Consider the following 22,081-nt stretch of genomic DNA (forward strand, 5'->3'; position numbering starts at 1 on the left):
CCTGTGAACTTATTGCGCCGGATCGTCGCTGATGGAGGATTGCAGCGCCTGAGCGAAGGAGCGGGCAATCGCCGTACGCTGGGCTGGCGCGACGCTTGTGTTAATCAGGTTAGTCACCATATTGCCCAACACCATCAGTGAAAGGTCGGTGGGTGCCTTGTGTTTTTCCAGTACGTTGGCAAGCTCAGTCAACAGTTGTTCAACGTGTTCATCACTGTAGCGGGAGATTTGTGGCATAAACTCAGAATCTGTTTGTTCATGAAAGGGCAACATATTACCGTAGCAGCAGCATTTTTTCCGCTTTTTTTCGACTTTACACGGTTGCGTCTGCGGTGGTTGAATACCGCCCGGTCTAAAAGGAGAGTTTAACATGAGTCTGGATATCAACCAGATTGCCCTGCATCAGATGATCAAGCGTGATGAACAAAACCTTGAACTGGTGCTGCGCGATACGTTACTGGAGCCGACGGCAACGGTCGAAGAGATGATGGCCGAGCTGCACCGCGTATACAGCGCGAAGAACAAAGCCTACGGCATGTTCACCGAAGAGAGCGAACTGGCTGAGTCTCTGCGCCTGCATCGCAAGGGTGAGGAAGATTTCCTGGCCTTCAGCCGGGCGGCAACCGGGCGTCTGCGCGATGAGCTGGCGAAATATCCGTTCGCCGACGGCGGCATTGTGCTGTTCTGCCACTATAAATATCTGGCGGTGGATTATCTGCTGGTGGCGGTGCTGAACAACCTGAGCAGCATGCGCGTTAACGAGCAGCTGGATATCAGCTCCACGCACTATCTTGATATCAATCATGCGGATATCGTGGCCCGTATCGATCTGACCGAATGGGAAACCAATCCGGAGTCCAGCCGCTACCTGACGTTCCTGAAAGGGCGCGTGGGGCGAAAAGTCGCCGACTTCTTTATGGATTTCCTCGGCGCCAGCGAAGGGCTGAACGCGAAGCAGCAGAACCGCGGTTTACTGCAGGCGGTGGACGATTTCACCGCCGAAGCACAGCTGGACAAATCTGAACGCCAGAACGTGCGCCAGCAGGTGTATACCTACTGCAACGAGCAGCTGCAGGCGGGCGAAGAGATTGAGCTGGAGTCGCTGTCAAAAGAGCTTTCCGGCGTGTCTGAAGTGAGTTTCCACGAATTCACCGCCGATAAAGGCTATGAGCTGGAAGAGAGTTTCCCGGCGGACAGAAGCACGCTGCGTCAGCTGACCAAATACGCCGGAAGCGGCGGCGGGCTGACCATCAACTTTGATGCAATGCTGCTCGGCGAGCGTATTTTCTGGGATCCGGCCACGGACACCCTGACCATCAAAGGCACGCCCCCGAACCTGCGTGACCAGCTGACTCGACGCACCAGCGGAAAATAAGCCATAAAAAAACCCCGCCGAAGCGGGGTTTTTCACAACTTGTCAGCGATTAAGCGCGAACGAAGTCGATGTGAGCCAGTTTTGGCTTGTACGGGTGACGCTGTACAGCCTGAACCTTCACTTTCTCTTCTTTACCGTCAACAACGATAGTCAGAACTTCAGCATAGAACTCTTCTTTGTTCTGCAGGTTCCACAGTTTGTCGTGATCCAGTTCGATAGCAACTGGAGCAGCTTCGCCACCGTAAACGATAGCCGGGAACTTGTTGGCGGTACGCAGGCGGCGGCTCGCACCCTTACCCTGCTCTTTACGTACTTCTGCTTCAATAGTGAACATTTGAATATCTCTTTATTAATTCCTGCTACAGGCGACCCAGCAGCAGGTAAGTGATCTGCTTTGCACATGCAAAAGCGGGCGGCATTATAGCCTTCAATCCACACAGGGGCAATGGAAACTACACCTCTGCTGCCCGTTACCCGCTAAAGCTGGCTGATTTTCCCCTGGAAGATAACCGGCCCGGAAGGGCCCGCTTGTTTAGAACCACCAACAGGTTCAAGGCTTACCGCCAGCACTGACTGGCTATCCAGCGTATCAGCACCCAGCCGGAATGCGTTTCTGGCCTGGTGAGTGATCAGGCCCAGCGAGCGCGGCGCATCTGTCCCTTTGATAAGCCACAGCTGCAGGCTTTTGGCTTCCGGCAGCGTGACGTTGAGCGCCGATACCTCAATCACCGAAGCGGATTTATTCATGCTCACCACGAACTGCTGGCCGGGCTGCGCGCCACTCAATACTGCGACAGGCTGCATGGGCAATGGCTGCTCTGGGTTGCTGACGTAAGTGAACACCAGCACGCCTGCGAGCGCTGCGGCAACCGCCCAGCCAAGCCAGCTCACCGGGCCTGTCTTGCGGCGCAGTGGAAGCACGTTCAGGTTCAGATCACGCTCAATCGCGCGCCATACCGCGAGTGGAGGCGTGACATCCTGCGTTGTCACGTCGACGCCGCTAAAGGCTTTTTGCCAGCCAGCAACCTGCCGCGCGAAATCGGTATCGCTTTTCAGGCGCTGTGTCAGCTGTGCCCGGGTTGCCTCGTCGACCACGCCAAGCACGTATTCTGCAGCAGTCAGTGAGTCATTTTCCTGAATGTTCATAGGCCCACGCACTCCCTGAGATGTGCCAGCGCACGGCGGATCCAGCTTTTGACGGTACCTTCCGGCTGCGCCATCGACAGCGCGATTTCGGTTTGCGACAGCCCGCGCCAGTAAGCCAGAGCAATGCTTTGGCGCTGTTCGGCGGGAAGATGTTCAAGGCAGTGCTGAAGTCGTTGCGCTTCCTGATGAATATCTTCTGCGGGCAGCGGCGCCTGAAAACCCTCCTCGGCCTCGGTGACATCCTCCACTGAACAGCAGCGGTTTTCGTGTTTACGCAGAAAATCAATGGCCCGGTTGCGGGCGATGTGGCTCAGCCAGGTCTGCGGCTCACCGAGCTTCGCGTCATACTCCATGGCCGTCTGCCAGATATGAATAAAGGTGTCGTGCAGGATCTCTTCTGCCCAGTCCCGACGGCGGACCATACGCAGAATTATCCCGAACAGGCGAGGAGAAAGCGTGTGATAGAGCTGGCCCAGCGCGTCTTTATCACCCAGCGCTATTTTGGCCATCAGGCCCGCATGAATCGGAGGCGTATTCGTTGTCATCAGTGTCCCTGTAAAGGTGCAGCCACGCGAAAGTGGCTGCACTCAGTATAGGCAACGCTTTACGGCATCAGCACGGTGTCGATCACATCAATCACGCCGTTGCTCTGATTGACGTCGTAAGTGGTGATGTTCGCCACGTTGCCACGCGCATCCTTCAGCTGGATGTTATGCGGCCCGTTCGCCATCACCCACAGCGACCCGCCGTTGACGGTTTTTAGCTCCGCTTTGCCGCCACCGGCCTTGATTTTTTTCTCCAGCGCTTTCATGTCGAGCTTCCCGGCGACCACGTGGTAGGTCAGTACGGCGGTGAGTTTTTGTTTATTTTCGGGTTTAAGCAGGGAGTCAACGGTCCCGGGAGGCAGTTTTTCGAAGGCCGTATTTGTGGGAGCAAAGACGGTAAACGGCCCGGTGCCCTCCAGCGTAGAGACCAACCCGGCGGCTTTGACGGCGGCAACAAGGGTGGTGTGATCTTTGGAGTTAACGGCGTTCTCAACGATATTTTTTGACGGGTACATCGCCGCACCGCCGACCATCACGGTGTTGTTGTCCATCATTGCGGCCTGAGTTACGCCGCCGAAAAGCAGGGCAGAAAAAAGCAGAGATGGCAGAAATTGTTTCATTTTCACTTCCCTCATTCACATTTTCGGATCGGGCTGATTTGTGCCCTCACTGGTTAATACGAATGAGTGAAGAAAACGGATGCAGAAAAAATGAAAAAATTATCGTAATTCGTTCGCCCGACGAAAACGGCCTTCATAATCAAAGACTTTTTCCCTGACCTGCCAGAACTGGCCTTTCTTACGGGCGACAACAAAATCCGGATGGCGCAGTAAAACCTGCTGAGCGAGGATATCGGCGGGGGTTATCCAGCGTAGCGGCACGCCTGGCGTACGGGTGTGCGGGCGCATGAACAACTGCTCGAACGCGGTTTTCTGCGCAGGCGTCTGCAAACGGAAGCGCTCACTCACGTCGGCCCCGTCTTCATCGAAATAGGTGATTTTCAGCCACGGGCCTTTATCGTCCAGACCGTGCTGGAGTGACATGCCGCTACAGCGCAGCACCAGCGCGTCTTTCAGCTTCAGCGCGGCTTTCAGCATATCGTCCGGATCGACCAGCACCTGGTCGCACTCCCGGCAGCGGCGGGCGGCAATGTCGTTTTCCGCATTGCACTGCGGGCAGTTTTTAAAGCGGAAGCGAAAATCACACTGCTCGCGATGGCCTTCATCATCCTCCAGCCAGCCCTGGCAGCGGCGACCAAAGTGTTCGATGAGCGTGCCGTCGGAGGTGGTTTTGCCCCAGAAGGTATTGGCAAACCCGCATGATGGACAAAAAACCTGCACGGGGACGTTGTCACTTTTGCCTTTCGGCGCGCCCACTTCCGGGGCGAACAGGTCGTGCGGGTTCCCGGCGTAATCCAGAATCAGGCAGTCGGTCTTACCGGGGGCGAGGCGCAGACCACGACCGACAATTTGCTGATAGAGACTGATGGACTCCGTTGGGCGCAGAATGGCAATCAGGTCGACGTGCGGGGCGTCAAACCCGGTGGTCAGCACCGCGACGTTCACCAGATAGCGGAATTTTTGCGCCTTAAACTCTTCAATCAGCCGATCGCGCTCGGGCGCAGGCGTCTCGCCAGTGATAAGCGCGGCGTCCTGCGCAGGCAGCAGGCCGGTGATCTCCTTTGCGTGCTCCACGGTGGAGGCGAAAATCATCGCCCCTTTACGGCTTTGAGCGAACTCCACAATCTGGCTGACGATGTGCGGCGTGACGCGCTGCTGCTTTTTCAGCTCTTTATTGAGATCGGCCTCGCTGAACAGGCCGTTGCTCTGCACCTGCAACCGGCTGAAATCGTACTGCACGACGGGCATATCCAGCCGCTCGGGCGGCGTGAGGTAGCCGTGCTTAATCATGTAGCGCAGCGGCAGTTCATAGATGCAGTCGCGGAAGAGTGCCTTTTCATCACCGCGCACCATGCCGTGATAATGAAAACGGTAAATCCAGCCCTTACCGAGACGGAACGGCGTGGCGGTGAGCCCCAGCAGGCGTAAGTGAGGGTTCACCTTTTTCAGATGGGTGAGGATTTGCTGATACTGACTTTCGTCGTCGTCGCTGATGCGGTGGCATTCATCGACAATCAGCAGGGAGAACTCGCCCTGGAAATGGTCGAGGTTGCGCGCTACGGACTGCACGCTGCCAAACACCACTTTGCCGTGGCTCTCTTTACGCTTCAGGCCCGCGGCATAGATATCCGCCTCAAGGCCGAGGGCGAGATACTTGGCGTGGTTCTGCGCTACCAGTTCTTTCACGTGAGCAAGCACCAACACACGCCCGCGCGCCAGGCGTGCCAGCTCGGCAATCACCAGGCTTTTTCCTGCACCGGTGGGCAGAACGATGACCGCGGGCTGTTGATGCTGGCGAAAGTGGGCGAGGGTGGCATCCACCGCTTCCTGCTGATAGGGGCGAAGGGTAAAGGTCATGGTTTTGGCATCTTCATTAACAGGCAAATAGTATGCCACGAATCTTTTCGCTTGAGTGGCTTAGCAGGGCCGTTATACTTGAACGTTGTTATCGCTCCATTTTCGGGCCACGCCCGATATCGCACTCTTACAGGCTAAAAATACTTCATGCGACTTGATAAGTTTATCGCTCAGCAGCTCGGCGTCAGCCGCGCCATTGCCGGGCGTGAAATCCGCGCCAGCCGTGTTACCGTGGACGGTGAGATTGTCAAACTCTCCGCTTTTAAAATCCTGCCGGAACACGATGTGGAATACGACGGCAACTCGTTGACCCAGCAGGCCGGTCCGCGCTACTTCATGCTTAACAAGCCGCAGGGGTACGTCTGTTCAACCGATGACCCGGATCATCCGACGGTTCTCTATTTCCTCGATGAGCCTGTGGCGCACAAGCTGCATGCCGCAGGGCGTCTGGATATCGACACCACCGGCCTCGTGCTGATGACCGACGACGGCCAGTGGTCGCACCGCATTACCTCGCCGCGCCATCACTGCGAGAAAACCTACCTCGTCACGCTGGAGTCCCCGGTGGCGGATGATACCGCCGAACAGTTCACCAAAGGCGTTCAGCTGCACAACGAGAAAGACCTGACCAAACCGGCGCTGCTTGAAGTCATCACCCCGACGGAAGTGCGCCTGACCATCAGCGAAGGGCGCTATCATCAGGTGAAACGCATGTTTGCGGCGGTGGGCAACCACGTCGTTGGTCTGCACCGCGAACGCATCGGTGAGATTAAGCTTGATGACGATTTAGCGCCGGGCGAATACCGCGCGCTGACGGAAGAAGAAATCGCAAGCGTTGGCCTGTCGCCGCGCTAATCTCAGGAGTGAATCAGTGACGACCAGGCAGCACTCATCGCTGGGTATTGTGTTCATCCTTGGCTTGTTAGCCATGCTGATGCCGCTTTCGATTGATATGTATCTCCCGGCACTGCCGGTGATCTCTGAACAATTCGGCGTGCCAGCAGGCAGCGCGCAGATGACGCTCAGTACCTACATTCTGGGCTTTGCCTTAGGTCAGCTGCTGTATGGCCCAATGGCGGACAGCATCGGGCGCAAGCCGGTTATCCTCGGTGGTACGCTGATCTTTGCCGCCGCGGCGGTGGCCTGTGCGCTGTCGCAGAGCATCGATCATCTGATTGTCATGCGCTTCTTCCACGGCCTCGCGGCGGCGGCGGCAAGCGTGGTAATCAACGCCCTGATGCGCGACATTTACCCGAAGGAAGAGTTCTCCCGCATGATGTCCTTCGTCATGCTGGTGACAACCATTGCGCCGCTGGTGGCGCCGATGGTGGGCGGGGCGGTGCTGGTGTGGTTCAGCTGGCACGCGATTTTCTGGATCCTCGCCATTGCCGCACTGCTGGCCTCGACGATGATCTTCTTCTTTATTGATGAGACGCTGCCGCCGGAGAAGCGTCAGAAATTTCATATCCGCACCACGATGGGCAACTTCGCCTCGCTGTTTCGCCACAAGCGGGTGCTGAGCTACATGCTGGCGAGCGGTTTCAGCTTTGCCGGCATGTTCTCCTTCCTGAGCGCCGGGCCCTTTGTTTACATTGAGCTGAACCACGTCTCGCCGCAGCACTTTGGCTACTATTTTGCGCTGAACATCGTGTTCCTGTTCATCATGACCATCATCAACAGCCGGTTTGTGCGCCGGGTCGGGGCGCTGAATATGTTCCGCGCCGGGCTGTGGATCCAGTTCGCGATGGCAGTCTGGATGGTGGTTTGCGCCTGGTTCGGCGTGGGCTTCTGGTCGCTGGTGCTTGGCGTGGCGGCGTTCGTGGGCTGCGTGTCGATGGTGTCGTCGAACGCGATGGCGGTCATCCTCGACGAATTCCCGCATATGGCAGGCACTGCCTCGTCGCTGGCGGGTACGTTCCGCTTCGGCATCGGCGCTATCGTTGGTGCGCTGCTGTCGATGGCCACCTTCACTACCGCGTGGCCGATGCTGTTTTCCATCGCGTTTTGTGCCGCCTGCTCTATTCTCTTCTACTTCTACGCCAGCCGTCCTCGCAAAGCTTCCTGATGAAGCTTTTCTGAAGCAAAAAGGGGCTCTTAGCAGCCCCTTTTTTGATGTTCGTCAATCACTACGTAGTTTGTATGACCTGGCTATGTTTCTTTTATGTAAAATCAATTAGTGTAAAAAGTCACATCATTGTAGATAAAAAGATTGTTTTAGATCACAGAAACGGGTACATATAGCGCCGTTATGCCATTCTGGCAGACGAGTGACGATAAAAACGTACGTACCCAGTGCTGGATGCAGGACGATTTGTCAACAATGTGTTAATATGGATGTGAAATATTTGTGAAGCATATTGCTTCCGGGGAAAAAGACGTGAATACACTGCAACTCTCAATCGTACACCGCCTGCCGCAGAGCTATCGCTGGTCTGCCGGTTTTGCAGGTTCCAGAGTTGAACCGATTCCGCAAAACGGTAACGCCGGTGATGATTGCCTGGTGGCACTAAAACTGCTGAGCCCGGACGGCGATATCGCCTGGCCCGTGATGCAAAAGCTGAGTCAGGCGCTGACGGATATCGAAGTAGTAAGCTCCGTACTGGAGTGTGAAGGCGAGCCGTGCCTGTTTGTAAACATGCAGGACGAATTTGCCGCCACCTGCCGCCTGAAAAACTTCGGCGTGGCGATCGCGGAACCGTTTTCCGGTAATAATCCTTTCTGAAACTCGTCAGCTTAGCGTAATCAACTGGCGAGTATACTCCTGCGCGGGCGCCGCAAAGACCTGCTGACACTCCCCCTGTTCAACGACTTCTCCCTGACGCAGCACAATCACCTGATGGCACAGCGAGCGCACCACGTGCAAATCGTGGCTGATAAAGATATAGGCCAGCCGGTGTTTTTGCTGAAGTGATTTCAGCAAGGCCAGTATTTGCGCCTGCACGGTTCTGTCGAGCGACGATGTCGGCTCGTCGAGCACGATCAGCTGCGGTTTTAAAATCAGTGCCCGGGCAATCGCGATACGCTGTCGCTGGCCGCCGGAAAATTCAGCCGGGTAACGCCAGCGTGTCTCAGGATCGAGGCCCACTTCGTTCATCACTTTTACGACTTCGGCTTCCCTTGCCTGAGCGCTCAGTCCTCTCTGATGAACGAGTAACCCTTCCTCAATGATTTGCATGACGTTCAGCCGTGGGTTGAGTGACGAATTGGGATCCTGAAAAACCACCTGAATACGGTGACGCAGGGGCAGCATTTGCTTGCGCGTACGGCCCTGAACGGACTGCCCGTCAAAGATGATCTCGCCCCTGGAGGCAATGAGGCGCAGCAGCGCCAGTCCGGTGGTGCTTTTGCCTGAGCCTGATTCACCCACCAGCCCGAGCGTTTCCCCTGTCTTCAGCGTAAAGCTGAGGTTGTTCACCACTCTGTTTTCATCGACCACGCGGCGAAGAATGCCTCTGTGCACCGGGAAGGCGACCTCTAAGTTTTGCACCTGGAGTAAAGGCTTGCTTTCAGGCGGCAGCGGAACGGGAACGCCTGCGGGTTCGCTGTCGAGCAATTTTATGGTGTAAGGATGACGCGGCGCGGAAAACAGCCCGACCGCAGCGCCTTGCTCCACGCAGCGCCCGTTTTGCATCACTGCCACGTTGTCCGCCAGCTTGCGCACGATGCTCAGGTTATGGGTGATAAACAGCAGGCCCATATTCAGCTCCTGGCGAAGTTCCCGCAGCAGTTGTAGGATCTGCGCCTGCACGGAGACGTCCAGCGCAGTGGTCGGCTCGTCGGCAATCAGCAGTTCAGGCCGTGTCAGCAGCGCCATTGCAATCATCACGCGCTGGCGCTCCCCGCCGGAAAGCTGATGAGGGTAATTATCCAGCCGCTTGAGAGCGTTGCGGATTCCCACACGATCCAGGCAGCTCAGAATCTCTGCCCGCGCCGCTTCTATGCGCATTCCCCGGTGAATCGACAGCACCTCATAGAGCTGTTTTTCCAGGGTGTGCAATGGGTTAAGCGATACCATCGGCTCCTGAAAAATCATGGCGATGCTGTTGCCGCGAATGCCGCGCAGGATACGTTCATCGGCATGCAGCAACGACTGACCGTGAAAGCGAATGTCGCCTATGGGGTAGCTGACCGGCGGGGTTGGCAGCAGACGTAAAACCGAGAGCGCCGACACGCTTTTTCCGGAGCCCGATTCGCCGACCAGAGCCAGCGTTTCGCCCGCCTCAACGTTCAGCGAAAGCTCGCTGACGACGGTGCGTGCCTCGCCTCGCGCCGTGAAGGCGATGGAAAGGTTGTCGATCTCTAATAATGGATTCGCCATGTTACACCGCCTTGCCAGGATCGAAGGCGTCGCGCACGGCTTCACCAATAAAGATCAGCAGCGACAGCAGCACTGCCACCGATAAAAAGGCCGTGATCCCAAGCCACGGAGCCTGCAGATTGTTTTTCCCCTGCAGCAGCAGTTCGCCCAGCGACGGCGAACCGAGCGGTAAGCCAAAGCCAAGAAAATCGAGCGAGGTGAGGGTGGTGATCGAACTGCACAGAATAAACGGCAGAAACGTCAGCGTCGCCACCATCGCATTCGGCAACATGTGGCGGAAGATGATGGATCGGTCGCTCACGCCCAGCGCCTGTGCGGCACGAATGTAGTCGAAATTACGGGTGCGCAGAAATTCTGCCCGCACCACGCCAACCAGCGTCATCCAGCCAAACAGCACGGTAATCGCCAGCAGCCACCAGAAGTCGGGCTGCACCACGCTTGAAAGCAAAATGATAAGGAACAGCGTCGGCATGCCGGACCAGACCTCAATAAAGCGCTGACCCCAGAGATCAATTTTGCCGCCGTAATAGCCCTGCAACGCGCCCGCCAGCACGCCCATGACGCTGGAGCAAAGCGTCAGCATCAGGCCAAACAGCAGGGAGATACGGGTGCCGTAAAGCACGCGGGCCAGCACGTCGCCGCCGTTGGCGTCGGTGCCGAGCCAGTTTTGCGCCGAAGGTGGGGAAGGGAAGGGCTTGTCAGTGCCAAAGTTAATCGACGTTGCGCCAAAGCGAATTGGGGCCCACAGCACGCGGCCATGCTCCTTCAGCTGGTTTTGCAGCCACGGATCCTGATAATCGGCGGCGGTGGCAAACTGGCCGCCAAAGTCTTTTTCACTGTAGGTTTTCAGCACCGGGAAATAGAACTCGCCGTGATACTCCACCACCAGTGGACGATCGTTGGCGATCAGTTCTGCGCCCAGGCTGCAGATGAAGATGGCAAGGAACAGCCCCAGCGACCAGAAGCCGCGGCGGTTGTGGCGAAAGCGTGCCCAGCGGGCCTGATTGACGGAGCTTATACGTGGCATCAGCGGCCCTCAAAATCAATGCGCGGATCGACCAGGGTATAGCTGATATCGCTGATGATATTCAGCAGCAGGCCAATCAGGGTGAAGATATACAGCGTGCCGAACATCACCGGGTAATCGCGCGACACCGTGGCCTCATAGCCGAGCAAGCCCAGGCCGTTGAGGGAGAACATCACCTCAATCAGCAGCGAACCGGTGAAAAACATGCTGATAAAGGTGGCCGGGAACCCGGCGATCACCAGCAGCATGGCATTGCGGAAGATGTGTCGTGAGAGAATGTGCTTCTCACTAACGCCTTTGGCGCGCGCGGTGACGACGTACTGTTTGCGAATTTCATCGAGAAACGAGTTCTTTGTCAGCATTGTCAGGGCAGCAAAGCCGCCGATTACCGTTGCCAGCACGGGCAGCGTGATATGCCAGAGGTAGTCGGTGATTTTCTGATACCAGGGCAGCGTGTCGAAATTGGCGGACACCAGGCCACGCAGCGGGAACAGATCGTAATAGCTGCCGCCTGCAAACAGCACAATCAGCACGATGGCGAACAGAAATGCCGGGATGGCGTAGCCAATAATGATGAATGCGCTGCTCCAGATATCGAAGCGGCTGCCATTGCTGACGGCCTTACGGATGCCCAACGGAATCGACACCAGGTAGATGATGAGTGTGCTCCACAGGCCAAGAGTTATCGACACCGGCAGGCTCTCTTTGATTAGCTGCAAAACGGACGCGCTGCGGAACAGGCTGTCGCCGAAATCGAAACGTACGTAGTTCCAGAGCATAGTGAAATAACGTTCGTGGATCGGCTTGTCGAAGCCGTAGCGATGGGTTATCTCCGCGATAACCTCCGGATCGAGCCCGCGCCCGCCGCGATACTGGCTCTCGCTGATATTGCCGACGCCCGTGCGCGCATGCGAGGCACCCATGCCTTCTGCACCGCTGCCCGGCATACTGCTTTTATCGCCAAACTCAATGGCGGCAATGGCCTGATCGACCGGGCCGCCGGGGGCAATCTGCACGATAAAAAAGTTAATGGTAATAATTGCCCACAGCGTGGGGATGACCAGCAGCAACCGGCGAATCAGGTAAGCGCCCATGTTAACTCCTTAACGCCGGGCTTCCGGCAGTTTTGCCGCTTTGTTGACGTCGTACCACCAGTTATCAAAACCCAGCGAATAGATTGGGCGAACGGTCGGATGGGAGAATTTATCCCAATAGGCCATGCGATCCGAGGCCATAAACCACATCGGTAGTTGATAGTAATTCCAGGTCAATACGCGGTCCAGTGCCCGCCCAAGCGGCAGCAGCTTCTGTTTATTGCCCTCTGCTTTGATCATCTGCTCAATCAGGTTATCAATCACCGGGCTGCTGACGCCGGGGCCGTTATAGGAAGAATTGATATAGGCCGAAGCCCAGGAGATTTGGAGATCGCTGCCGCTTGGCCACGGCATTGCACGCCACAGGCGCGGCATCATGTCGTAATCACGCGTACGCATCCTGTTGGTTACCTGCGACATATCCACCTGACGAACGTCCATGGTGACACCCAGACGTTTCAGATTATGCTGGAATGGCATCACCCACTGGTTGTTGCCCGCCGAGGGCAGCAGCAGCTCAAACTGCAGCGGTTTACCGGTTTTGGCATTCACGCGCTGCTGGCCTTTCAGCACCCAGCCCGCATCCGTTAACAGCTTGTCTGCCTTCAGCAGATTCTCACGATCGAAGCCGTTACCGCTGGATTTTGGCGGCTCATAAATGGAGGTAAACACCTCCGGTGGCAGATCCTTTTTCAGCGGAGCGAGCAGCACCAACTCATCGGCATCAGGATAGCTGCGGGCGGCATATTCGGTATTCTGGAAGTAGCTGCTGGTCCGACTGTAGGCGCTGTAAAACAGGGCCTTGTTCATCCACTCAAAGTCGAAGGCGAGCCCAATGGCTTCGCGGACTTTGCGGTCGGCAAAAACCGGTCGCTGAATGTTGAAGGTCAGCCAGCGGGTGTCCTGCGCCGATTCGTTTTTCTCTTCTTCCTTCACGATGTAATGGCTGCTGAAGTTCTTGCCGATGTAGCGGGTGGCCCAGTTTTTAGGGCTGCCTTCCGTACGGAAATCAAAGGCACCGGCCTTGAAGGCTTCAAAGGCAACGTTGTCGTCAAGATAGTAGTCAAAGCGAAGGGTGTCGAAATTCCAGCGCCCGCGATTGACCGGTAGGTTGGCTGCCCAGTAATCCTTCACGCGGGAATACACCACATACTGACCCATCCGCCATGAGGTAATTTTATAAGGCCCGCTGGCCAGCGGTGGCGCAGAGAGCGGATCGCTGAGCTTATGGCTGCGCCAGAATTTTTCCGGCATGACGGGGAGCGAAAACAGGCTCAGCATGTCTTCTTTCCCGGGTTTGGCCATTTCGAAGCGTACCGTTAACGGCGCGATGGCTTTCACCTTTGTGCCTTTGAAAACCAGGCGGAACTGTGGCACGCCTTCGGTCATGAACTTTTGGAAGGTGAAGGCAACGTCTTCCGCCGTGACCTTGCTGCCATCGTGAAAACGCGCGCGAGGATTGATGGTCACTTCGGCCCAGGAGAAATCGTCGGCGTAGCGGACCATCTCAGCGATCAACGGATAATAGCTGCCAGGTTCATCGTCAGAAGTGGTAAACAGGGCGTCATAGAGCGACTCGGTGCGTACGGCTGGATTGCCGCGAAGTGCATAGCGGTTGAAGTTGTCGAAGGTGCCCAGCGCCGAGAGCGTGACGCTTCCCCCTTTCGGCGCCGCAGGATTGACGTAATCGTAGTGGCTGAAATTAATGGCGTACTTCGGTTCGCCGATGACCGAAAACGCGTCGTTTTCTTTGATGGTTTGCGCCTGCGCGGTCAGGGTCAACAGCGCGAGCATCAGCAGAGCGGTTCGCACAACAATCACCGGGGTTATTCCTTCTGCAGCTATCGTTCACACATCTTGTTGAATAGTAAGTGACGTTTAGCCTGTTGTGAAATAATTCTCGGGTTTTGCGTGGGCTTCCAGCAGTTTTTCCAGCGTCAGCGGACGGCTTATCCAGTAACCCTGCATGAAATTCACCCCATGCTGGCGCAGCCAGCTGGCCTGCTCCTGCGTCTCCACGCCTTCTGCGACGGTCACGATATTCATTTTCCGCGCCAGGCTCAGCACTGCATCCAGCACCGGTGAGGTGACGGTTTCCGTCCCGATGGCGTTGACAAAACCTCTATCGATTTTCAGATAGTCGAAGGAGTAGCGTTCAAGATAGATGAGCGCGCTGTGACCGGTGCCAAAGTCATCAATCGCAATCTCATAGCCTTCATGATGCAGCCATTCGAACAGACTCACCGCCTGGCGTTGGTTCAGCATGTCGCGCTCGGTAATCTCCAGCACCAGTTGGAAGTAGTTTGGCGGCAGCATACTGCTGAGATCCCGCAGATCCTGCTTGAAGCTGTCGGCCAGCAAATGTGCCGGGGCGATGTTGATCCCGAGTTTCGCTCCAGGCGGCAGCATACGTTGCAAAACGGGCGCATCTTTAGCGATGAGATCGAACAGGTGACGCGTCAGCGGGACAATCAGCTGCTGCGCTTCGGCGAAGTTGATAAAGGCATCCGGCGGGATCTCACCCGCGGTCGGGTGCTTCCAGCGCATCAGCACCTCCACGCCGCGAATCTGCATGTTCTCCGCTTCAACGACGGGTTGATACACCACGTAGAACTGGTTGCGCTTGATAGCGGACGTGATCTCTTTCCCGGGGCGCAGGCGCACGCTCAGCACGTAGTAACAGAGCAGCCCGGAGAGGAGCCCGCACATCACGCCCATCAGCAGCGAGAACTGCATGTTTTCGCTAGCCCACGCATCGCCATAGACGTTTACCGTCAGCGGCAGGCCGTCGATTTTTGCCGAACGGATCGGCTTTTCTCTCAGCATACTGACCGGCTGTGGATTCGGGCTGAAGGTCGAAACGGCAATGCCGTTGGCGACCACAGAGATGCCGCTGAACTGGTTCTGCCGTGAGGAGTAAAGGATCCACGGCATCAGGCTGGCGTTGATCGAGGTGAAGACGCCACGGTTTTCCAGCAGCGGGCTGCGCACCCAGAGCGCAAAAGCGGCTCGCTGCGGCATCATCGGCGTACCGGGCAGGATTGACAGGTCCAGCGCTTTGGTGACATCGACCTGAGGAACGAGCTGCTTCATGGGCACGCTCATCTCCCCGGTGGCTGAGGAACAGAAGGCATTGCCATTATCGACCAGCAGGAAGGCTCGCACGTTGAGGCTAAATGCGGCCCGGGAAGTGAGCTCAGCAGCCACGTTTTCGCAGTGGCTCAGGGTGAGTGGCTGGAGTTTATCGATGGTGGTCAGCAGTTCACCGAAGTAGTTGTTCAGGTATTTCTGCAGGTCGTGAGCGATGCTGTCGAACTGCTCAGCGCGCTTGTGATGGAAAATCATCAGCTGAAAGCAGCCCGCCAGTAGCGCAACCACTGTTCCCAGCAGCAGGCTGGAAAAGAGGATTTTGCGGCCGAGCGAGAAGTAGCGCGTGAACATAGCTTTCTTTATCCGTGATATTTGAAAAGACAATTCAACGTCAGGTAACGCCACCAGCGTCTTTCCAGCATAGTGTATTTAGCCATCCTGGCTGGTACGAGGGGAGCACAAAAAAAAGCACTGCTGAGCAGTGCTTATTTTAATATCTTGCTGTCGGCCAAGGGAAAACTAACAGCAAGACCAACATCATGAACGGCTCAGGACGCGGCGCGCTTCATTGTAGCGCTTGTTCCAGTATGGCTCATTCATGCTGGAGATGGTCACACCACTGCTGGTGGAAGCATGAACGAACTGATTGTTGCCGATATAGATGCCAACGTGGCGACCCGTAGAGCCCGCACGGAACAGCACTAAATCGCCGGTGCGCAGCTGAGTTCGCTTAATTGACTTACCCATTTCCTGCTGCTCGTATGTGGAGCGGGGTAAATCCATACCAAACTGTTCACGGAACGTGCGCTGCACGAAAGCGGAACAGTCGATACCGCGTTTGGTTTCACCACCGAGGCGATACCGCACGCCTTTCCAGCTGGCGTATTGATCCATCAGGCGTGATTTCACGTCGAGATTACGCACCATGGATTCAAATTCATCCTGAGAGGCTTGCAGTGACGAAGGATCTTCGTTACCCACAGCATGCGTCTCAGAATGCATATTCTTTGCGGTGTTTGTCGTGCTACATGCAGAAAGCAGGACCGCGACTGCTACAGCGGGTATTGCCCGCAGGATGTATCTCAAAATTGGTTGAGATTTGACCATGTTGATTGTTTTCCCTTGAAGTCCTTAACGATAAAAACCGTTATAAAATTGCCAACCTGCTGGAGACTAAATACCTGCCATCAATGAGACAATTCCCGAAGGTTGAAATTGTGCAGTACTGCACAATTTTATTCATTATCTGAATAATTCATCTCTGGGATGGCAAAACGAGATTGAGATTACCCTATCGATACAGGGCTGGCTAGCGCTTTCAGGGGATTTTTTATAAGAAAATGTGATGTTGAAAGCAGGGGATTTTCTATGGCGAGAAATAGGCCTGTAAATGCGCACTAATTAGTCAATTATTTCATTATTAAGGTAATTCTTAAGACCACTAAATGCAGAAAACGGCGCGAATTTCTCAGAAATCATTCAGGGATCGAAAACGATCCCTGATGATGATGATTAATTTAGGTTAGGGAGTTGTTTATTTTTTGTGTGATTTCGTTGTGGGAAGGTAGCGATCAAAGAGCGCGATTGTTTTATCACTCAACGGCGTTAACAGGATCCACGGGATGCCAATCAAAACGGCAGTCAGCGATCCGACGGCAATATCGGTGAACCAGTGCGCGCCAATCATTACCCGTGGGAAAGCGAAAACCACAGAAATAATCAGGGCTATGATAAATGCTCTGAGGCCAAAATATCGCCACATAAAGGTGGAAAATATCAGCAGCATCATCCCGTGATCGCCCGGGAAACTGTCCTTTGATGCGTCTTTAGTCGAAATATGCAGCAAATCGCTCACCCGATACACGTCCGGGAAAAACAAAGAGGGGCTTGCACGTTTTACCGGCATTAAATGCTGGGCGAGCTGATTAATGATGACCGCGGCAAGCAGCATAACCAGGCCGATAATAATGATGCGGCGGCGACCCTGGGCATCTTCTTTAAGCCAGAAGCTCAGCATCAGGCAGCCCATCGCCAGCAGCGAGCAGCCGTCAAAGGCGCGGTTATTGGTGATGGCGAGGAACCAGACGTACGCGCGGCTGTCGGCCAGACCCTGGTTGAAGAAGTGGAAAATACCAGAGTCGAGGCCAAACCAGGCACCGTGATTGGCCGGTAAATACCAGCTCATAAAAAGCGCCAGGCCGGCGATGTTCAGTAGCAGAACAAGAGGAAGTCGAGTTTTCATTACATATTCTTTAAGGCAATTTAACGGGGCAACATACCGACGTTAGTTTAAACGAAGCTTCAACAGGGAAGACTGTAGCGCATTCCAGTCTGCTTCGCCGTTATGGATCAGCTCAATGCGGCTATCAGGCGGCGCAACGGCCTGCGTTTCAATATGGAAATCGGCCCCCTGTCTGTTGATACGAACTAACCCATCCGGGATGCGCATTACACCTTTCACGCGGCTCACTGGCGCAAGGCGGGCCCACTCCAGCAGACCGATGGTGTCAAACTGCGTGTCGGCGTCGAACACCCAGCCGCAGGCATGGTATCCCTGGCCACTGTTCACGCTGCGGCGCCAGCGCTGATGCTCAGGCAGGCTCAGGGCCGCCAGACCTTTGTTTGACGGATGGTTGTGCGCGTGGGCAGCACTCTCCGGCAGAACGGTGAAATTGCTGCGGGGCAAATCCAGCATGGTGCCGTCAATTGCGCCCTGGGTGGTTTCCACTCTCAGGCGGCTACCGCCGTAGCTGTTCCACCAGTGCTCAAAAGCCTGCTGGCTTTCCAGCGTGGCCCGATCCTGTTTATTGGCAACGATGATATCTGCCGCCGCGAGCTGATCGCGGAAGTTTTCATTGGCAGCGGCTTTTTCATCGAGCAGCTGACGAGGATCCAGCACACAGAACGTCGCCCGCAGATCGATCCACGGCTCATAAACCGGGTCGGTGAGAATACTCAGGATCTGTCGGGGGTGACCGAGGCCGGTGGGTTCTATTAGCAGGCGGTCGGGCTTGCCCTGGCGTAGCAGAGTGTTGAGGCCGACTTGCATCGGCAGTCCGTTGACGCAGCACATGCAGCCGCCGGGGATCTCTTTCAGCAGCGCCCCGCTGTCGGCGAGCAACGCGCCATCGATCCCCACTTCGCCAAATTCGTTCACCAGCACCGCCCACTTTTCATCAGCGGGTTTATTGGCGAGCAAATGGAGAATAGAGGTCGTTTTACCGCTGCCGAGAAAGCCGGTAATCAGATTCGTTAGCGTCACGCAGGCTCCAGGATGAATGAGTGTAATACTGTAACAGCACGCACTATCCTGACGAAAAATGGCCGAAAAGAGAAGTCTCATAGCGAACAGACGGCCCGCCTGTTCGCTAAAAAGCAGAAACTGTTAAAAAGCTAAGGTTGAAATCACGGCCTGGCGCGCACCTTTCTCGCCTAACAACAGCCAGGCCTGCTGCACGGTTTTCACAAAAGCGGCGTTATGTGGCAAATCGCTGCCGAAGATTTCGCTGAGCGAAAGCAGGGCGGTCACCCGATCCGCTTCGCTGCTTTTCACCACGATAGCCCGTATTTTATCGGCCAGCGGGTCACGAACGTCGATGGCGTTGCCTTGCTCGTCTGTGCCGCTGACATAGCACATCCAGCCCGCGACGCCGAGCGCCAGCAGCGACCAGTCGCTTCCGCGTTCAAGGTGAAGACGAATACCTTCCAGCATGCGCTGAGGAAGCTTCTGGCTGCCATCCATCGCGATTTGCCAGGTGCGGTGTTTCAGCGCCGGGTTGGTGAAGCGAGTAATCAGACTGTCTGCGTAGGCCTGTAAATCCACGCCGGTAATACGCAGCGTTGGAGCCTGCTCCTGCATCATCAACTGGCGTGCGGCCTTGCGATAATCTTCATCCTGCATACAGTCGCTGATGTGTTCGTAGCCCGCCAGGTAACCCAGATAGGCAAGGAAAGAGTGGCTGCCGTTCAGCATGCGCAGCTTCATTTGCTCCCACGGCAGAACGTCTTCTACCAGCTGAGCGCCTGCAAGTTCCCACTCCGGGCGACCTGCAACGAAGTTGTCTTCTATGACCCACTGGATAAACGGTTCGCTGCTGATGGCGCAGGGATCGTTCACGCCGATGGCGGCGGTGATTTCTGCCAGTGATTCTTCCGTTGCCGCCGGAACAATGCGGTCAACCATGGTGCCGGGGAAGCTGACGTTGTCGGCTATCCACTGCGCCAACTCCGGCGAGCGCTTGTTGGCCATTCCCAGCACCGCATTTTTCACCACGTGACCATTGTCAGGAATGTTATCGCAGGAAAGCACGGTAAACGGCGGGAGACCGCGCTCACGACGACGGTGCAGCGCTTCAACCAGAATGCCAGGCGCAGAATGCGGTTCCTCTGGATTTTCCAGATCGTGAACGATCCGCGGCTGGGTCACGTCGAGACGCCCGGTTGCCGGGTCGATGCAGTAGCCTTTTTCGGTGATGGTCAGGGACACAATCGCCACCTGCGGCTCACAGAATTTCTCGATGATTGCCGCCAGGGAATCCAGTTTCGCGTTCAGGCATTCATGCACCGCGCCGATAACAATCGGCTGATTACTTTCGGCGCCTTTTTCCAGCACGGTATAAAGATGATCCTGCGCGCGCAGCTGGCTCATTAATACGTCACCGCTGAAGAGGCTAATCTCACACAGCCCCCAGTCACCGCCTTTGGCATTCAGCACCCGGTCGGTTAACAGGGCCTGATGGGCGCGGTGAAACGCACCGAAGCCAAAGTGGACAATGCGCGAGCGCAGCTGTTGTCGGTCATACTGAGGTAGCTGCACGTTGTCGGGGAGCGTGGCGGTGGCGATCGTCTTCATTATATAAACACCTGCTTAACCATTAATTAACAAGAGGCAGTGTAAAGTTATATGACAGCAAATTGAATTGGTGTGCCGTATTTATCCGGGGAATGTGAGCTGGATCAATCAATGCAGGCGCGGAAATTGACGCTCTGACAGAAGCCTGTATGGTAGTCGTCATCTGAGCGACAAATATTGGTATAACAACTTAAGAGGGTGTGACAATGGAACAAACCTGGCGTTGGTATGGACCGAACGATCCGGTTTCTCTTGATGATGTGCGCCAGGCTGGCGCAACCGGCGTGGTGACTGCGCTGCACCATATTCCCAACGGTCAGGTCTGGCCTGTTGAAGACATTAAAGCGCGTCAGGCGCTGCTCGCTGAAAAAGGGCTGACCTGGTCAGTGGTGGAAAGCATCCCGGTTCACGAAGACATTAAAACACAGTCCGGCGAGTACAAAACCTGGATTGCTAACTACCAGCAGAGCATCCGTAACCTGGCGGCCTGCGGCATCGACACCGTCTGCTACAACTTCATGCCAATTCTGGACTGGACCCGTACCGATCTGGAATACCAGCTGCCGGACGGTTCAAAAGCACTGCGCTTCGACCAGATTGCCTTCGCCGCGTTTGAAATGCATATTCTTAAGCGCCCGGGTGCGGAAGCAGACTACAGCGCTGAAGAGCAACAGCAGGCGAAAGACTACTTCCACGCGATGAGCGCCGCGGAAGTCGAAAAGCTGACCCGCAACATCATTGCTGGCCTGCCGGGTGCCGAAGAGGGCTACACCCTCGACCAGTTCCGCCAGCGCCTGGCGGAGTACGATCACATCAGCAAAGATGCCCTGCGTGAAAACATGGCGGTCTTCCTGCGTGCCATTGTGCCAGTGGCTGAAGAAGCAGGCGTGCGCCTCGCCGTTCACCCGGACGATCCACCGCGCCCAATCCTTGGTCTGCCGCGTATCGTTTCCACCATTGAAGATATGCAGTGGCTGAAAGAGACGGTCGACAGCATCTATAACGGTTTCACCATGTGTACCGGTTCTTACGGCGTGCGCGCCGATAACGACCTGGTGAAAATGATTGAAACCTTCGGCGACCGTATTCACTTCACCCACCTGCGCGCGACCTGCCGCGAAGCCAATCCGAAAACCTTCCATGAAGGTTCACACCTAAGCGGCGACGTGAACATGGTGGCGGTAGTGGATGCGATTCTGTCTGAGGAAGCGCGCCGTAAGAAAACCGGCGATCTGCGTCCGATTCCGTTCCGTCCGGACCACGGTCATCAGATGCTCGACGATCTGAAGAAGAAAACCAATCCGGGCTACTCGGCGATTGGTCGTCTGAAGGGGATGGCAGAAGTGCGCGGCGTGGAGCTGGCACTGAAAATGACCAAATACCCAGAACTGCTGTAAATCGCAGACCAGCAGCAATAAAAAAGGGCAGCTCAAACGAGTTGCCCTTTTTACGTTCCGACTGAAATCAGTCAGCGCGACCCATATAGCGTTTTTCTTCAATATGGATGCGGATTTTCTCACCGGCGCTCAGATATTCTGGCACCTGAACAACCAGACCGGTGGTCAGCGTCGCAGGTTTGTTGCGTGCGCTGGCGGAAGCGCCTTTGATGCCCGGAGCGGTATCTACGATTTCCAGATCGACGGTCTGCGGCAGCTCAAGCGCCAGCAGCTGGCCATCCCACAGCAGAACCTGCATGTCCGGCATGCCGCCTTCAGGAATGAACAGCAGCTCTTCTTCAATCTGATCTTTGGTGAAGGTGTACGGCGTGTAGTCTTCTTTATCCATAAAGACGTACTCGTTACCGTCGATGTAGGAGAAGTCCACAAAGCGACGGTTCAGGCTCACGGTATCGACGATATCGTCGCCTTTGAAGCGTTCTTCAACTTTCAGGCCGGTGCGCACGTCAGCAAAGCGCATTTTGTACAGGGTTGCTGCACCGCGGGCACTCGGGGACTGGATATCGATGTCTTTCACAATCAGCAATTTGCCGTTGTAATTCAGCACCATACCTTTTTTAATTTCATTCGCTCTTGGCATTGCAGTAATCCTGTTGGGTAAAGTCAAAAATATCGCGTAAAAGTACTCGTGCCGGGGCTTTCAGGCAAGTGGAATTCGCGGGATTTGTGAAAAGGTGATAAGGTGCGATGCCGCATCAAT

Annotated in this window: 21 protein-coding genes; 5 read left to right on the forward strand and 16 right to left on the reverse strand. The window is 55.6% G+C overall.

The genetic code is table 11. The annotated features are described in order from the left end of the window. Positions 1-9: 9 nt before the first annotated feature. Entirely contained in the window at positions 10-237 is a 228-nt protein-coding gene (locus CRO87_RS04895) for a YejL family protein (RefSeq protein ID WP_097161810.1), read from the reverse strand. Between the two features lie 133 nt (positions 238-370). Here CRO87_RS04895 and yejK point away from each other — a divergent pair, with 133 nt between their 5' ends. Further along, positions 371-1,375 carry a nucleoid-associated protein YejK gene (gene yejK / locus CRO87_RS04900; protein ID WP_097161811.1) on the forward strand — a complete coding sequence of 335 codons (1,005 nt, stop codon included), beginning with the start codon at positions 371-373 and terminating at the stop codon, positions 1,373-1,375. Positions 1,376-1,424: 49 nt separating this feature from the next. Here yejK and rplY read toward each other — a convergent pair whose 3' ends face one another. The 5 genes from rplY to CRO87_RS04925 all read right to left on the reverse strand — a co-directional run bounded on the left by rplY (position 1,425) and on the right by CRO87_RS04925 (position 5,543). After that, entirely contained in the window at positions 1,425-1,709 is a 285-nt protein-coding gene (gene rplY / locus CRO87_RS04905; protein WP_097161812.1) for a 50S ribosomal protein L25, read from the reverse strand. Between the two features lie 143 nt (positions 1,710-1,852). Continuing rightward, positions 1,853-2,521 carry an anti-sigma factor gene (locus CRO87_RS04910; RefSeq protein WP_097161813.1) on the reverse strand — a complete coding sequence of 223 codons (669 nt, stop codon included), beginning with the start codon at positions 2,519-2,521 and terminating at the stop codon, positions 1,853-1,855. Beyond that, positions 2,518-3,066 (reverse strand): RNA polymerase sigma factor, encoded by a 549-nt coding sequence (locus CRO87_RS04915; protein WP_097161814.1) that lies wholly within the window; start codon positions 3,064-3,066, stop codon positions 2,518-2,520. Before CRO87_RS04915 ends, CRO87_RS04910 begins: the two co-directional genes overlap by 4 nt. A 59-nt stretch (positions 3,067-3,125) precedes the next feature. Next, complete coding sequence (locus tag CRO87_RS04920; RefSeq protein ID WP_097161815.1) at positions 3,126-3,686, reverse strand: fasciclin domain-containing protein; 561 nt, start codon at positions 3,684-3,686, stop codon at positions 3,126-3,128. Between the two features lie 99 nt (positions 3,687-3,785). Beyond that, positions 3,786-5,543: a DEAD/DEAH box helicase gene (locus CRO87_RS04925; protein ID WP_097161816.1), complete on the reverse strand. Its 1,758-nt coding sequence runs from the start codon at positions 5,541-5,543 to the stop codon at positions 3,786-3,788. 147 nt (positions 5,544-5,690) lie between these two features. Between CRO87_RS04925 and rsuA the strand changes: the two genes are divergently transcribed. The 3 genes from rsuA (at position 5,691) to CRO87_RS04940 (ending at position 8,265) form a co-directional block, all read left to right on the forward strand. Then, a complete protein-coding gene (gene rsuA, locus CRO87_RS04930; protein ID WP_097161817.1) occupies positions 5,691-6,398 on the forward strand; it encodes a 16S rRNA pseudouridine(516) synthase RsuA in 708 nt (235 codons plus the stop codon). Between the two features lie 16 nt (positions 6,399-6,414). Beyond that, the gene (locus tag CRO87_RS04935; protein ID WP_097161818.1) at positions 6,415-7,608 is read left to right on the forward strand and encodes a Bcr/CflA family multidrug efflux MFS transporter; all 1,194 of its coding nucleotides are present in this window, start codon (positions 6,415-6,417) and stop codon (positions 7,606-7,608) included. A gap of 312 nt (positions 7,609-7,920) precedes the next feature. After that, positions 7,921-8,265: a YejG family protein gene (locus tag CRO87_RS04940; protein ID WP_097161980.1), complete on the forward strand. Its 345-nt coding sequence runs from the start codon at positions 7,921-7,923 to the stop codon at positions 8,263-8,265. A 6-nt stretch (positions 8,266-8,271) separates the two neighbouring features. Here the strand turns inward: CRO87_RS04940 and yejF are convergent, their stop codons facing one another. The 9 genes from yejF to CRO87_RS04985 form a co-directional block, all read right to left on the reverse strand. Then, positions 8,272-9,861: a microcin C ABC transporter ATP-binding protein YejF gene (gene yejF / locus CRO87_RS04945; protein ID WP_097161819.1), complete on the reverse strand. Its 1,590-nt coding sequence runs from the start codon at positions 9,859-9,861 to the stop codon at positions 8,272-8,274. 1 nt (position 9,862) lies between these two features. Beyond that, complete coding sequence (locus CRO87_RS04950) at positions 9,863-10,888, reverse strand: microcin C ABC transporter permease (protein WP_097161820.1); 1,026 nt, start codon at positions 10,886-10,888, stop codon at positions 9,863-9,865. Beyond that, positions 10,888-11,982, reverse strand: a complete 1,095-nt coding sequence (locus CRO87_RS04955; protein WP_097161821.1) for a microcin C ABC transporter permease YejB — start codon at positions 11,980-11,982, stop codon at positions 10,888-10,890. Before CRO87_RS04955 ends, CRO87_RS04950 begins: the two co-directional genes overlap by 1 nt. A gap of 9 nt (positions 11,983-11,991) precedes the next feature. After that, positions 11,992-13,800, reverse strand: a complete 1,809-nt coding sequence (locus tag CRO87_RS04960) for an extracellular solute-binding protein (RefSeq protein WP_097161981.1) — start codon at positions 13,798-13,800, stop codon at positions 11,992-11,994. 60 nt (positions 13,801-13,860) lie between these two features. Continuing rightward, positions 13,861-15,423, reverse strand: a complete 1,563-nt coding sequence (locus CRO87_RS04965; RefSeq protein WP_097161822.1) for a cyclic di-GMP phosphodiesterase — start codon at positions 15,421-15,423, stop codon at positions 13,861-13,863. Positions 15,424-15,609: 186 nt separating this feature from the next. After that, the gene (gene mepS, locus CRO87_RS04970) at positions 15,610-16,179 is read right to left on the reverse strand and encodes a bifunctional murein DD-endopeptidase/murein LD-carboxypeptidase (protein ID WP_097161823.1); all 570 of its coding nucleotides are present in this window, start codon (positions 16,177-16,179) and stop codon (positions 15,610-15,612) included. A gap of 427 nt (positions 16,180-16,606) precedes the next feature. Then, a complete protein-coding gene (locus CRO87_RS04975; RefSeq protein WP_097161824.1) occupies positions 16,607-17,314 on the reverse strand; it encodes a phosphatase PAP2 family protein in 708 nt (235 codons plus the stop codon). Positions 17,315-17,356: 42 nt separating this feature from the next. After that, entirely contained in the window at positions 17,357-18,334 is a 978-nt protein-coding gene (locus CRO87_RS04980) for a GTP-binding protein (protein WP_097161825.1), read from the reverse strand. A 123-nt stretch (positions 18,335-18,457) separates the two neighbouring features. Then, complete coding sequence (locus CRO87_RS04985; protein WP_097161826.1) at positions 18,458-19,924, reverse strand: mannitol dehydrogenase family protein; 1,467 nt, start codon at positions 19,922-19,924, stop codon at positions 18,458-18,460. Between the two features lie 206 nt (positions 19,925-20,130). Here CRO87_RS04985 and uxuA point away from each other — a divergent pair, with 206 nt between their 5' ends. Beyond that, entirely contained in the window at positions 20,131-21,321 is a 1,191-nt protein-coding gene (gene uxuA / locus CRO87_RS04990; protein ID WP_097161827.1) for a mannonate dehydratase, read from the forward strand. A 67-nt stretch (positions 21,322-21,388) separates the two neighbouring features. On the opposite strand, the gene yeiP is transcribed toward uxuA, so the two are convergent. Further along, entirely contained in the window at positions 21,389-21,961 is a 573-nt protein-coding gene (gene yeiP / locus CRO87_RS04995; protein WP_097161828.1) for an elongation factor P-like protein YeiP, read from the reverse strand. Positions 21,962-22,081 lie beyond the last annotated feature (120 nt).

This window comes from Enterobacter sp. CC120223-11 (assembly GCF_900215375.1).
In the GTDB taxonomy this organism is placed as follows: Bacteria; Pseudomonadota; Gammaproteobacteria; order Enterobacterales; family Enterobacteriaceae; genus Scandinavium.